This window comes from Nocardiopsis salina YIM 90010, from assembly GCF_000341025.1.
Taxonomy (GTDB): domain Bacteria; phylum Actinomycetota; class Actinomycetes; order Streptosporangiales; family Streptosporangiaceae; genus Nocardiopsis; species Nocardiopsis salina.
In genome coordinates this window covers 62,252-75,270 of record NZ_ANBF01000169.1, presented here as the reverse complement: position 1 = coordinate 75,270, position 13,019 = coordinate 62,252, and the positions used below count along the sequence as shown (strand labels likewise).

The following is a 13,019-nucleotide window of genomic DNA, read 5'->3' as shown; positions in this document are numbered from 1 at the left end:
CCCCGAGTGGACGGTCCGGGCCGTCCACTCCGTCCGGGGCGCCGGCGATCCTCTCGAGAGAGGTCACGAGGAGTTCCTTTGCTGGGACGTTTTCAACAGCTCGGAGGTGTCGGAGTCCGAGGCGGGCGGCTCGGGCGCCACGGCGCAGCCGGACAGCAGCACAGGCAGGGCCAGGAGAAGGGGGGGGGGCGACACATACCGGGCACTGTACAGAGCCCCGCGTGCGCCGCCCCTCCCGGCTCCCACCGCTGCGGGCCTCACTCCCGGCAGGCCCTGCGGACCTCCTGCACCGTGGCCGGCGCGTCGAGGCGGAACAGGCCGTGGAGCCCGTTCTCCTTCCGCGCTTCCCGCACGGCCTCCTTGACCGCGAAGAAGACCGTGGAGGCCAGGACCAGGGGCGGCTCCCCCACCTCCTTGGACGACATGAGGTCGTGGGGATTCTCGGGCACGGCGCCGGCCTTGTCCCGCGGGAACAGGTGGACGTCCATCCGCTGCGGAACCGTGGAGACCGCCGGCGGCTTGTACGTCCACGTGTTGGTGCTGTTGAGCCGGCCCTTCTCCTCCCCCTCGGTCTCGTACGCCAGATGTTCGGTCAGCAGGTACCCGATGCCCTGGACGAAGGCGCCCTCGACCTGTCCGACGTCCACGGCCGGGTTGATGCTCCGGCCCATGTCGTAGACGATGTCCGCCCCCACCACGGTGACCTCACCGGTCAGGACGTCGACCTCCACCTCGGAGCAGGCGGCGGAGTAGGTGAAACCGGTGAAGGAGTCGACCCCGCCGCCCGCGACGGCGTCCGGGTCGACCTCGATGCCCGGGATCGAGGGCTGCTGCTCCCTGGGCTTGTAGGTCAGCGCGGGAAGGGGATCCTCACCGCCGGTGATGGGCGCGGTGAAGGCGGCGACCAGGTCGACCCTGTGGGCGTAGGCGAGCTGGACGAGGTTCTGCCAGACCAACTTCCCGGTGCGGGTCCGCGCCGCCCAGCCCTGTTCGGGGTGGTTCCAGTGGTCGATGCCCTGCTGCTCGCACCAGGTGTCCCCCTTCTCGCGGCGCAGATCCGTCGCGAAGTCGGTGAGACGCGCCCGCAGCTTTTCGCACACCTGCTTGACCGCCTCGCCGTTGTAGGCGGTGCCGGTGGAGGCCCCGGTGCTGGTGGGGTTGGGGATGACGTCGGTGCGCGGCCCGGTCACCCGCAGCAGGCTCATGGGAACGTCGAGGATGTGCGAGGCGACCTGTTCGACCTTGGTCACCACCCCCTGTCCCATCTCCACGCCGCCCTGGTGGATGACGACGCTGCCGTCGCCGGCGTGCACCACCACGTGCGCTGCGGCCTGTTCGAGCATCGCGAGGTTGTACCCCGATCCGTACTTGACGGGGATCATCGCCATGCCACGCTTGCGCCACCGGTTCTCGGCGTTGAACTCGGCGACCCTGGCCCGCATCACCTCGTGGCCGCAGACCTGCTTGAGGTGCTCCCACACCTCGCGTATGTAGCAGTAGGTCAACGCCTGCCCGTACGGAGTGACATCGCCCCGCTCGTACAGGTTCTTCTCCCGCACGTCCTCGGGGTTCATCCCGATGGCGTGGGCGGCGTCGTCGACGGCGTTCTCGGTGATGAGCTTGCCCTGGACGTCGCCGAACGCGCGGAAGGCCGTGTTGGGCGCGGTGTTGGTCCGGCAGACATCGATGCTGTTCTCGAAGTTGGCGACGCGGTAGGCGTTGTCGGCGCGCAGCTGGATGCAGTTGGAGACGATGAAGGAGCAGTCGTAGAACGCTCCCCCGTCGCCCCACATCTGCGTGCGCACCCCGCGCATGATGCCCTTGTCGGCGGGGTCCTTCTCTCCGGTGTCGAGGGCGATCTGGTACTGGCCGTGGTACGGGTGCCTCTTGCCGATGAGGCGGCTGTCCTGTTCGCGTTCCAGGGCCAGGCGCACGGGACGCCGCAGGGCGTGGGCGGCCACGGCGGTGGGGCCGGTGACGAACCGGGCCGCCTCGGTCTTGCCCCCGTATCCCCCGCCGAGCTGGTTGACCTCGACCTGGACACGGTGGTGCTCGACGCCCAGGGCCATGGCGACGGTCTGGTGCATCTCCATGGGGCTCTGGCTGGCCGGGCGGACCAGCCAGCGGTCACCGTCGAGGGGCTCGACCAGGCAGGTGTGCGTCTCCATGTAGAAGTGGGCCTGCCCGCCGGCACTCTGCGCGTTCTCCACCACCGTGCAGGGGCGCCCGTCGACATCGGCCGTGCGCACAGCGGGTTCGCGGTGCCGGCCTTCCTCGCGTTCGGCCCAGTCGAAGCGGCTCCCCGGGCGGGTGACCTTCCAGATGTGGGAGACGAAGGACGCGCTGCGGGGGCAGTCGGGGAAGACACTGTTGCGGTCGATCGCCTCGTCCAGGGACAGGATCGGTTTCTTCCAGGCCTCGGACCAGTCGACCTCTCCGTAGATCACGCAGTGCTCGGAGACGTACTCGGCTATCTTCCGGGCCTCGTGCTCGGTCCGCGCGGCCACGAGGGCCAGGCACTGGCCGACGTAGCCGACCCGGTCCACGGCGAAGAGCGGTTGGTCCGAACCCATGCCGTGGGTGTTGATGCCGGTGGCGGGTACGTCGTCGTGGGCGACCAGCCCGAGGAACGAGGACGGGAACTCCTCGGCCAAGTGCCTGCGCAGGGCATCGGGGCCGGTCGCCCCGGCGGTCTCGGGGTCTGCGAAGGCGAACGAGGCCAGGGCCCGGCGGCTGACCGCGAGCGCAGCGTGCGCGGTGGTGGGGTCGACCGGCACGTCCTGGGTGTAGTGCAGCTGCCCCGAGGCCTGGTACATCGACAGGCGCTTGACCTGGGGCGAGGAGACGGGTTGGCGCCAACTCTGCGACGTCCACTTCTGTACCCCGTCGCTGACCGGTCGGTTGCCCCAGGTGGTCTCCCCCGCCGAGCGCTCGCGCGGGGGCACCTCCACGCCCCGGTTGTGGAGCGCCCCGATGAGCGACTTGCGCAGGAACCCGGCGGCCAGGTCGGCGAGGTAGGCGTCCGTGATGCCTTCAGCAGGTGCTGCGCGGCGGCGTTCGGCCGACATCGCGAGGACGGCCTCGACCTCCACACGCAGCTTGGTGACCAGGGGGTCGATGCTGTTGACGGTCAGGGCCGACTCGGTGAGGTCGACCACGACGCCTTCGGCCCTCCAAGGTCCGGTGTCCACCCCGCCGAGGACGACGTCGGCGCCGGTGATCCACAGCGACCCGTTCTCCCCTGGCGAGCTCCGGGCGGGGTCGACCTCCAGCCTGACCGCGGCGTTGACGAGGGCGTGCGCGTTGACCTCGCGCAACGCGGTCTTGTGCGCGACCGCCTCCGTGTCCGACGTGCCTAGGGGCACGGTGTAGTGCAGGAGGACCAGGTCGTCCAGGTCGGTGGTCCCCTCCCCCACGAGAGTCACCAGCTCGCCGGCGTCCACCGTCGTGCGCTGCTGTGTCGAGGCCCTCCAGTAGGTGATCCGGGCACCGAGCGCGACCAGTGCCGTGAACAGGTCGGAGGGGAAGACCGCGCCGGTGAGGATGTGCCGGAGCACCATCATGGTGTTGCCGCCCACGGTGGCGGTGTTGCGCAGCACGGTGCCGGCCGTACGGCGAGCCATGTAACGCAGCGTCTCGAGGACGGCGGTGCCGTCGCTGCCCCGCGGGTCGACGGCCGGGTCCAGTGCGGCGATGAGGTCGGTGTAGGTGGTGGCGGCCCCGACGTGCAGCTCCCCGCCCGAGACCGAGACACCGTGGAGCTCCGGGATCCTGCGGATGTCGACCAGGTCGAGCGCGTCAGCGACCTCCTGGGGGTAGACGCCGTAGGAAGTGTTGGCGCAGATCAGTCGGCGCCCCGAGGGGGCGGTGGTTTCCATTGCGGCCTTGAGGCCCGCCAGGCTGGTGACCGTGTGCCACACTCGCCCGTCCGACTCGACGGTGAGCGGGCGCGGCTCCGTGCGGGCCCCTTCGGGGAAGCCCAGGCTGGGTCGTGCACCGGGCGCCGGAGGGTTGCCCACCGGTTCCGGGATGCACGGCATGCGGTTGGACTCGTCCGCGGACGACCAGTCCCGAGCGAAGGTCTTCAACCCGGTGAGGATCGACCGGTACCCCGTGCAGCGGCAGAGGTTGCCGTCGAGGGCGTGCTCGATGTCGGCCTTGGTCGCCCTGGGGTGGTTGACCAGGTACTCGGTCATGTTCATGACGAAGCCCGGGGTGCAGAAGCCGCACTGGGTTCCGTTGTTGGCGGCCAACCGGTGGGCCACGGGGTTCATGGTGCGGCATCCGGGACCGGTGCCGTCGTCGGTCGTGTCCTCGTCCCCCTCTCCGGCCCCGCCCTCGGGGCCCTGGTCCTCCGCGATCCGGGCGGCTGCCTCCGCCGCTTCGGCGACGGCCGGGAGGGTGTAGTCGGGCGGGGCGGCGGCCCGGGAGTTCAACGTCTGGTGGCTGAGGCTCTCGGGGACCGGACGGCGAACCTCACCGGTGCCTTCGATGGTGGTGACGGCCATGCCGTCGAGGGAACAGAGGGGGCGCAGGCAGGAGTTGGCGGCCCTGTGTTCGGGTTCTGAGCTCTCGGGGTTCCACTGGGAAAGGACCACGGTGCAGGCACCGCAGCCGCCCTGAGCGCAGCTCTTCTTGGTCCCGGTGAGCCCGACCTCCGCCGAGCGGAGGTAGTCGATGAGCAGCAGGCCCGGAGAGGGTCGGTCGAGTTCGATCTTGTCGCCGTTGAGGTGGAAGACCACACGGTCGGCCATGGAGGTGTCCTTCGTCGTTCCGGGTGGGAGACCCGGGTGGGTACTGCTTGCGCGGTGGGTCACCGATCGTGTTCGGCGCGCCCGGGTTTGGGGTCCGGACAGGGGCTGCGCTCGTGGGCGAGGCGTCCCTCGACGTAGGTGGCGGCCACCGCCCGGTCGTCGCCCAGTTGGGCCAGGGCGAAGAGCACGTCGTCGATGCTCTCGCTCTCGGCCGTGCGGGCTGAGAGCAACTGGGTGGCGGTCGGGTCCAGCACCACGAGGTCGGCCTCGTGCCCGGGCGCGAGTGAGCCGACCCGGCCCTCCAGGGCCATGGCCTCCGCCCCGCCCAGCGTCGCCAGGTGGAAGAGCTTGGTTCCGTCCATCGGATGGTGGCCGAGCTGTCCGACCTTGTAGGCCTCGTTCATGGTCTGCGGGAGGGACAGGCTCGTACCCGCACCGACGTCGGTACCGAGCCCGGTGCGGACGGGCCGCCGGTGCCGTTTGGCCTCATGCACCGCGAACAGGCCGCTGCCGAGGAACAGGTTCGAGGTGGGGCAGTGGGCGACCCCGCTTCCGGTTGCCGCAAGGCGTCCCCACTGGCGTTCGTCCATGTGGACCGCGTGAGCGAAGACCGCTCCGCGTCCGAGAAGCCCGTGGTGTTCGTAGACGTCGACGTAGTCCTCGCGGTCCGGGAAGAGCCGCCGGACCTCCTCGATCTCGTCGGTGTTCTCCGCCAGGTGGGTCTGGACCAGGGTCCCGGGGTTCTCCGCCCAGAGCTTGCCGGCCAGGTGCAGCATCTCGTCGGTACAGGCCACGGCGAACCTGGGGGTGATGGCGTAGAGACTGCGTCCCACACCGTGCCAGCGCCGTATGAGGGCGGCCGACTCCTCGTAGGCCTGCTGCGGGTCGGGGTCGAGAAGGTCGGGGCGGGCGTTGCGGTCCATGAGGACCTTGCCTGCGGCCACACGCATGCCACGGCGCGTGGTCTCCTCGAGGAGCGCGTCGACGGAGTCGGGGAAGGTCGCGCAGTTGACGAGGGCCGTGGTGGTGCCGTTGCGCAGGAGCTGGTCGCAGAAGACATGCGCGTGGCGGCGTGCGTAGGAGGGGTCGGCGAAGCGCACCTCCTCGGGGTAGACGTGGTTCTGCAGCCAGTCGAGGAGCTGGTCTCCGTAGGCGCCGATGATGCGGGTCTGCACGTAGTGCACGTGCGGGTCCACGAACCCGGGGAGCACGAGCTTGTCCCGGTGGTGCACGACAGTGGTGCCCGTGGCCAAGGAGTCGGCGAGCTCGGTGTAGGGGCCGATCGCGTGGATCCGGCCGTCCCGGACGACGACCAGCCCGTCCTCGATGTACTCCAGCGCGTGCTCGCTGGAGGTGAGGAAGGGGTCGTCGGAGAACCAGACCAGGGATCCGCGTACGGCGGTCTCGGTGGGACAGCCGCTGCCCGGCCCCGGGGGAACGTCACTCATGTTCCGTCCCCCCGAGCGCGTGCGGGGGATGCGTGCCGGACGTGGTCTCTTCTGGTGCGGTGCACTGTGCGCCGCCTTCCTTGCCGGGTGCGCGGTCCGTGACGGCGAGTACCCGGAGGGCGTGCGCAGAGAAACCCTCTCTCCGGTGATCGGCGCAGGTCGGAGGCGTTATGCGTTGTTGGCCCCATTTGCCGTGCGAGAGCCAGGAGAATCGGGTGGACCGAAGTGCGTGCTCTGCACGGCCGGGAACCGTGGTTCCTGAGGTCTCAGTCCCGGCCGTCTCTCAGGGTGCGTTTCAGGATCTTGCCGGAGGCGTTGCGCGGGAGCTCCTCGACGAGGTGCACGGCCTTGGGCACCTTGAAGGGCGCGAGGTGTTCCTTGACGTGGTCGGTGAGCAGACCGGGCAGGGCGCCGTGCCCAGCGCCGGGGGCGGGCACGACATAGGCGGTGACCGCCTCGATCCACCGGGTGTCGGGAACACCGACGACCGCGGCCTCGGCTACGCCGGGGTGAGCGAAGAGCACGTCCTCGATCTCGCGGGAGGCCACGAGCACACCTCCGGTGTTGATGACGTCCTTGATGCGGTCGACGACCTCGATGTAGCCCTGGGCGTCGGCACGTACGAGGTCACCGGAGTGGAACCAGCCGCCGCGGAAGGCCTCATCGGTCTCCTCGGGTTTGTCCCAGTATCCCTGGCACAGTTGTGGCGACCTGTAGACGACCTCGCCGAGCTCACCGGGGGCGACGTCGTGGCCGTCGCCGTCGACGACACGGAGTTCGACGAAGAGGGCGGCCCGGCCTGCGGAGGCCGGCCGGTCGGTGTGTTCCTCCGGCCGCAGGACCGTCGCCAGGGGACCGATCTCGCTCTGGCCGAAACAGTTGTAGAAGCCCAGTTCGGGCAAGGTCTCCTGGAGAGTGGCGAGGACGGGACCGGGCATGACGGATGCGCCGTAGTACGCCTTGCGCAGGCTGGTGAGGTCGCGGTCACCGAACTCCGGGTGGTTGGCCAGCGCGACCCACAGCGTGGGGGCCGCGAAGAAGGCGCCGTGGCGATCGGTCTCGATACGGCGGAGCAGGTCGGCGGGGTCGGGCGCCTCCACGAGGGTGTTGGTGGCGCCCACCGCCAGCCAGGGCATGAGAAAGACGTGCATCTGGGCGCTGTGGTAGAGGGGCATGGCGTGCAGGGGCCGGTCGCCTGCCTCGAGGTCCAGGCCCACGAGGCAGGACACGTACTCGTGCACGAGCGCACGGTGGGTCATCATGGCGCCCTTGGGCCGGGAGGTGGTCCCGGACGTGTAGAGCAGCTGGACGAGGTCGGTCTCTGTCACCTGCACATCGACCTCGGGGAGCGGCCCCTCGGCGGCCCCTTCCAACAGTGATCCCGGGCTGTCGCGCAGATCCAGGATCCGGCGCACTCCGGTGCCGTCGACGACCTCCTCGACGGCGGGGCGGAGTGCGGGATCGGTGAGCACGAGGGTGCTGCCGGACTGTTCGAGGAGGTAGGTGAGTTCCTCACCGCCGAGCGCGTAGTTGACCGGGACGTGCACCAGCCCTGCGCGTGCGCACGCGAGGAAGGCGATCAGATAGGCGTCGGAGTTGCGGCCGTAGGCGGCGACGCGGTCGCCGTGCACCGCCTCCTCGCCGAGCAGCCGGGCCGCGGCACGCGTGACGGCGGAGTCGAGCTCGGCGTAGGTCCAGGTGCGGTCGGCGAATTCCAGGGCGGTGCGCTGCGGTGTGCGCGCGGCACTGCGGCGCAGGAGGTCGTCGACCCGACTCGAGGTCATCGACGTCATGGAGGCCGTCGAGTCCATCGCTGCGGACATGGCACCTGCCCTTCCCGTCGGCACGGCCCGTGGGGTCGGACCCGCTGCAGTGGATCCATCCTGTGGTCCCGTCCTGGCCTTCGCAAGGGTCCGGCTCGAAGCTGTGGACAACTGCGCCGGCGTCCCCGGAAGGGCCCCGGACACGTCGAGCGCCCTCCGGCTCTGCCGGAGGGCGCTCGGAGGCGTGGGTAGGAGGCTCAGGCCTCCTGGGGAACGCCCGGGGCCACGGCCGTGGTCGCGGGTTCCCTCGGGGCGGGAACGTGCGCGAGGCCGTTCACGGGGATGCCCACGTCGACAGCGGGCAGCGCAGCGCCCTCGAGCGTGACCTCCAGGGTGCCCCCGTCGAGGTCGGCGCTGATCTGCTCGGGGCCGATACCCGCAGGCAGGGAGAACTGTCGGCGGAACTCACCTTCGGTGCTGCACCGTCCGGAGACCGTGAGACCGCCCTCGGAGCACCGCACGTTGACCTCTGCGGCGCGCACACCGGCGAGGTCGCACCGGACGACCATGTCCGTTCCCCGTTCGAAGATCTCGGTCTCGGGGCGGCGGGGCTGTGCGGCGGAGCGGACGCAGTCCATACCGGTGGATCCGGTCGCGTCGGCGATCCGATTCATCTCCTTGACGAAGCCCCACACCGCGCGCAGCGGGTTGCCGATCGTGGGGCGCTGAAACTCTCTCGTGGTGTCCATACGTGACTCCCTCTTGCCACGAAGGCACGGCCCGGGGTCGGGGACCATCGTTGGGCTCGTGCACCTGAGGTCAGGATGCGATGTCCTGACGTGGACTGCTTTGAAGCGGCATCGTCCCGGGGCGGGCGCCGGCCGGGGTGTACCGCTTGTTTGATGTATCGGCGCTCGGCCCCGACGAGAGATCGGGTGGAGTTCCTGCCCACATTCTGACGTTCGTAACGACCCGAACACAACGTTTTGATGCAACTTCTGCATGAAACAGGTCACACGCGGCGTGCGGGCGCGTTTCATCCGGTGCCGATGGGGGCCGTGACGACCCGGTCCCGGCCCTGACCACGGCCGTCAGGGACCCTGTTCCTGACACGCCCCGAGGCCTTCCACGGCCGCGGACCCGGGCTGTCACGCCGCGGGGGCCGCCTGTAGGGTCCCGCACAGGCACGGGGTGCGCCCTCCGCAAGGCGCTGAGATGAGACCCGTCGAACCTGCTCTGGCTAGGACTAGCGAAGGGATCGCCTGATGGCTGGATTCTGTACTGATGTGTGGGCGGCGACCTCGGGGACGCGCGACGCGATCGACTCGCTCCCGTTCGTACGGGGACTCGCGGACGGTTCCCTGGACCGCGACCGGTTCGCCCATTACATGACCCAGGACGCACTCTATCTGCGCGGGTTCGCGCGCGCCCTGGCCTCCGCGGCGGCCAAGGCACCCAACGGCGAGGAGATCGCGTTCTTCGCCAAGGCCGCCCATGACGCGATCGTGGTCGAGGGTTCCCTGCACGAGGGCCAAGTGGGCCGGGTGGCCGACGAGGCCGAGCCGTCACCGACCTGCAACGCCTACACCTCGTACGTGCTGTCGGTTGCGCACACACAGGGGTACGCGGAACTGGTGGCCGCGGTGCTGCCGTGTTTCTGGGTCTACGCCGACGTGGGCGAGCGCCTCATGGCCAAGGCCGGTCCGCTGTCCGAGCACCCCTACGGCGAATGGATCGCGACCTACGCCGACGAGGACTTCGCCGAGGCCACCGAGCAGGCGAAGGCCATCGCCGACCGGCAGGCCACCGCAGCGGACGCAGCGACCGTGGCGCGCATGCGCGAGGCGTTCTCACGGGCCACGACCTACGAATGGATGTTCTGGGACGCCGCCTGGCGCCGTGAGGAATGGGCGCACTGAAGTCCCGCCCCGGGGCCGTGCCCGCGGCCCCGGGCGCTCTTTCACCCCTTGACCGCGCCCCGGGTGATGCCGTTGACGAAGCTGCGTTGGAAGACCAGGTACACCACGACGATCGGCGCGATGACGATGAGGCTCGCGGCGGCCAACAGCGGGATGTCGGTTCCGTACTGACCCACGAACAAACCCAGTCCGGTGGGTGCGGTGCGCATCGACGGGTCCTGCATCATCACGAGCACGAGCAGGAACTGGTTCCACGACCACATGAACACCAGCACGGTCAGTGTGGTCACGGCGGGCCAGGAGATGGGCATGAGCACCCGCCAGAGGACGGTGCGATTGCGGGCGCCGTCCATGCGGGCGGCCTCCACGAGTTCGCGCGGCACCCCGGAGAAGTGCGACTGCATCCAGTAGACGCCGAAGGGCAGGAAGAGGGCGACCTCGGCCAGGACCACCCCGAGGTAGGCATCGGTGAGGCCGACCTCGCGCAGGTTGTAGTAGAGCGCAATGACCAGCAGTTCCACCGGCACCGTCAGGCCGAGCACGAACCCGAGGGAGAGGTAGCGACCGCCCCACACCCGCAGGATCGACAGGGCGAACCCCGCCATGGTCGCGAACAGCACGGTCAGCGGCACCACTGCCCCGCTGATGATCAGGCTGGAGCGCATGAGGTCGTCGAACCCCCCGGCCTCCCACGCCAGGCGGAAGTTCTCCCAGGACCATTGCTCGGGCAGGCCCACCCCGGCGACCTGACTCCCGGACGGGTGCAGCGCGGCCAGGACGATCCCGACGAAGGGCAGGAGCACGAGCAGGGCCATGAGGCTCAGGAGCCCGTAGCTCAGGGCCGTACCCAGGGTGCCGTGTCTCATGAGTCCTCCCTGGCCAGGTAGCGGATCGCTCCGACGAGCACGACGACGAGCACGGTCAGGACCACCGCGAGTGCGCTGGCGGCCCCGATGTCACCCTCGTTGAAGGCCAACCGGTACACGAGCAGGGCGGGCACGTTGGTGGCCCCGGCCGGGCCGCCGTTGGTGGTGACGAAGACCAGGTCGAAGCTGGCCAGGGCGGCGATGGTGGTGATGACGCCGGCGATGCTGATCTCCTTGCGCAGCCCGGGGAGGGTGACGCTCAGGAACTGCCGTACCGGGCCGGCGCCGTCGATGGCCGCGGCCTCGTGCAGGGAGGTGTCGACCTTCTGAGCGCCGCTCATGAAGAGCATCATGCACAGCCCGCTCATGACCCAGGTCCCGATGAGGCCCAGGGCGACGAGGGCGAACTGTTCGTCGCCCAGCCACGCGCGGCCGAGGTGGCCCAGCCCGACCAGGTCCAGGAACTGGTTGACCATGCCGTCCTCGCTGTAGACCCAGCGCCAGGTGGTACCCACGGCCACCAGGGGCAGCACCTGCGGGAGGAAGAACACGACCCTGAAGAAGGTGGTCCCGTGTCGGATCCGCCCGATGAGCAGTGCGGTCATGAGCAGGCCCACGGCGATCGGGACCACCGTGAAGAAGACGATGAGCAGGAGCCCGTTGCCGATCGCCCTCGCCAGGAGCGGGTCGGTGAGGGCCAGCACGAAGTTGCCGATCCCGGCCCACTCGGGTGGTGCGATCCCGTCCCAGTCCAGGAACGAGAACTGCAGGGTGCTGACGGCCGGGTAGACGAGGAAACCGACGTAGACCACGACGGCCGGCAGCAGGTACAGCCAGGCACCGCGCCCGCCCTGGTTGAGCGCTCCACGTTCATTGCGCCGGCGTCCGGAGCGGCGTGCGGTGGTGACTCCCTCATTCATGGTGCTCGTCCCATTCCTCCTGGAGCGTGCGGAGGAATACCTCCCCGCTCGTGGTTCCGGACGCCAACCCCTGGATTTCGGGGAAGCCGAAGCCGTCCACCAGGGCCTGGACGGGCGGGTCGTCGGGGAAGGCGGGCCGGAGGGCGGCGAGTCCGCCGGGTACGGCCGTGGAGACGGGCGCGAGTGTGTCGTCCTGGCGCGCACTCGTCGACGGCACCGCGCACGAGCCGAGCACGGGCACGCCGGCCGCCCCCGCAGCGGCGCGGCCTCTCCCCGGTGTGGTGGGCAATACTCTCTCCCTGCAGTGGGGCCTGCCGGTGATGGCGGGGCCCCTCGACCGCGGCGGCACCGCGCGTGTGTCCGGGGCCCGGGGCGCCGGGCGGCCCGGTGTCCGCCCCCGTTCCCGCTGCTCTTGCCGCTGTTCGAGTCGGGTGAGTACTGTACGGAACTCGGTGTGACACGGGCAACACCCCAGGGGGAGCGATGGCGGCGGACGCAGCACGGCCGGACTGGGCGCGGACCGCGTCCGAGCTGGCCGACCGGGTACTCGGCGAGGGGCGGCCCCCGGTCGAGTGGGAGACCCTGGAGGCTGCGCGGCGCTCCTTCGAGTACCGGTGCCAGGACGGCGCCCTGACCGTGCGGGCCACCGACGGAGTGGCGGCCGCGGTCGGGCTGCACACCTACCTGGGCCGGGTCTGCTCGTGCTCGGTCGGCTGGGACACCCCGCTGCCTCTGGGGACCGCGTATTTCCCCGACGCGTCCCTCACCCGCGGGAACGCGTCGATCGAGCAGACCTACTACCTGAACTTCTGCACCTACGGTTACACGAGCACGTTCTGGGGCTGGGCCGACTGGGAACGGGAGATCGACTGGATGGCCCTGCACGGAGTCACCGCTCCCCTGTCACTGGTCGGCCACGAGGCGGTGCTGTGGGAGGCCTACACCCGGTTGGGGCTGGACGACGAGACTGTGCGCGCCTTCCTGGGCGGGCCTTCGTACCTGCCCTGGCAGTACATGGGCAACCTGGACGGGTTCGCGGGGCCGCTGCCGTCGGACTGGATCGACGCCCACCTGGAACTGGGCCGTCGCATCCTCGAACGCCAGCGCGCGTTCGGCATGCGCCCGGTTCTGCCCTCCTTCACCGGGCACGTGCCCCCGAAGCTCGCGCCCGAACGCACCACTCCGCGCACCTGGCACAGCTTCGTCACCGAGGTGCTCTCCCCCGCCGACCCGCTGTACGCACGGTTGGCCGAGCAGATCACGCGCAGCCAGATCGACCTGCTCGGAACCGACCACCGCTACGCCGCCGACCCCTTCATCGAGATGCCGCCGGTGGAGTCCGACCCCGC

At 70.0% G+C, this 13,019-nt stretch carries 9 protein-coding genes and 1 riboswitch (1 of these 10 cut by a window edge); of the genes, 2 read left to right on the top strand and 7 right to left on the bottom strand.

The window, feature by feature from the left end; translation table 11 throughout:
• Positions 1-257: 257 nt before the first annotated feature.
• The 4 genes from D474_RS0118995 to D474_RS32360 form a co-directional block, all read right to left on the bottom strand.
• Positions 258-4,754 carry a molybdopterin cofactor-binding domain-containing protein gene (locus D474_RS0118995; RefSeq protein WP_017615099.1) on the bottom strand — a complete coding sequence of 1,499 codons (4,497 nt, stop codon included), beginning with the start codon at positions 4,752-4,754 and terminating at the stop codon, positions 258-260.
• Positions 4,755-4,813: 59 nt separating this feature from the next.
• Positions 4,814-6,202, bottom strand: coding sequence for a guanine deaminase (guaD, locus tag D474_RS29320; protein WP_017615098.1), 1,389 nt, complete (start codon positions 6,200-6,202; stop codon positions 4,814-4,816).
• Between the two features lie 266 nt (positions 6,203-6,468).
• Positions 6,469-8,025 (bottom strand): fatty acyl-CoA synthetase, encoded by a 1,557-nt coding sequence (locus tag D474_RS0118985; RefSeq protein ID WP_017615097.1) that lies wholly within the window; start codon positions 8,023-8,025, stop codon positions 6,469-6,471.
• Positions 8,026-8,222: 197 nt separating this feature from the next.
• Positions 8,223-8,714: an Hsp20/alpha crystallin family protein gene (locus D474_RS32360; RefSeq protein ID WP_017615096.1), complete on the bottom strand. Its 492-nt coding sequence runs from the start codon at positions 8,712-8,714 to the stop codon at positions 8,223-8,225.
• Positions 8,715-9,142: 428 nt separating this feature from the next.
• Positions 9,143-9,241, top strand: a riboswitch (TPP riboswitch).
• Between D474_RS32360 and tenA the strand changes: the two genes are divergently transcribed.
• Entirely contained in the window at positions 9,231-9,884 is a 654-nt protein-coding gene (tenA, locus tag D474_RS0118975; protein WP_239647118.1) for a thiaminase II, read from the top strand. (Overlaps the previous riboswitch by 11 nt.)
• A 41-nt stretch (positions 9,885-9,925) precedes the next feature.
• On the opposite strand, the gene D474_RS0118970 is transcribed toward tenA, so the two are convergent.
• Genes D474_RS0118970 through D474_RS0118960 form a run of 3 tightly spaced genes read right to left on the bottom strand, consistent with a single transcriptional unit; the run spans position 9,926 to position 11,959 of the window.
• Positions 9,926-10,750, bottom strand: a complete 825-nt coding sequence (locus D474_RS0118970; protein WP_017615094.1) for a carbohydrate ABC transporter permease — start codon at positions 10,748-10,750, stop codon at positions 9,926-9,928.
• Entirely contained in the window at positions 10,747-11,670 is a 924-nt protein-coding gene (locus D474_RS0118965) for a carbohydrate ABC transporter permease (RefSeq protein WP_017615093.1), read from the bottom strand. The genes D474_RS0118970 and D474_RS0118965 overlap by 4 nt, the downstream gene beginning before the upstream one ends.
• The gene (locus tag D474_RS0118960; RefSeq protein ID WP_152476926.1) at positions 11,663-11,959 is read right to left on the bottom strand and encodes a hypothetical protein; all 297 of its coding nucleotides are present in this window, start codon (positions 11,957-11,959) and stop codon (positions 11,663-11,665) included. The genes D474_RS0118965 and D474_RS0118960 overlap by 8 nt, the downstream gene beginning before the upstream one ends.
• Positions 11,960-12,153: 194 nt before the next feature.
• On the opposite strand from D474_RS0118960, the gene D474_RS0118955 reads away from it, so the two are divergent.
• On the top strand, positions 12,154-13,019 hold the beginning of the coding sequence (locus D474_RS0118955) for an alpha-N-acetylglucosaminidase (protein ID WP_017615091.1). Its footprint extends 1,240 nt past the window's final position; the window shows 866 of its 2,106 coding nt (coding positions 1-866); it begins with the start codon at positions 12,154-12,156; the stop codon falls past the right edge of the window.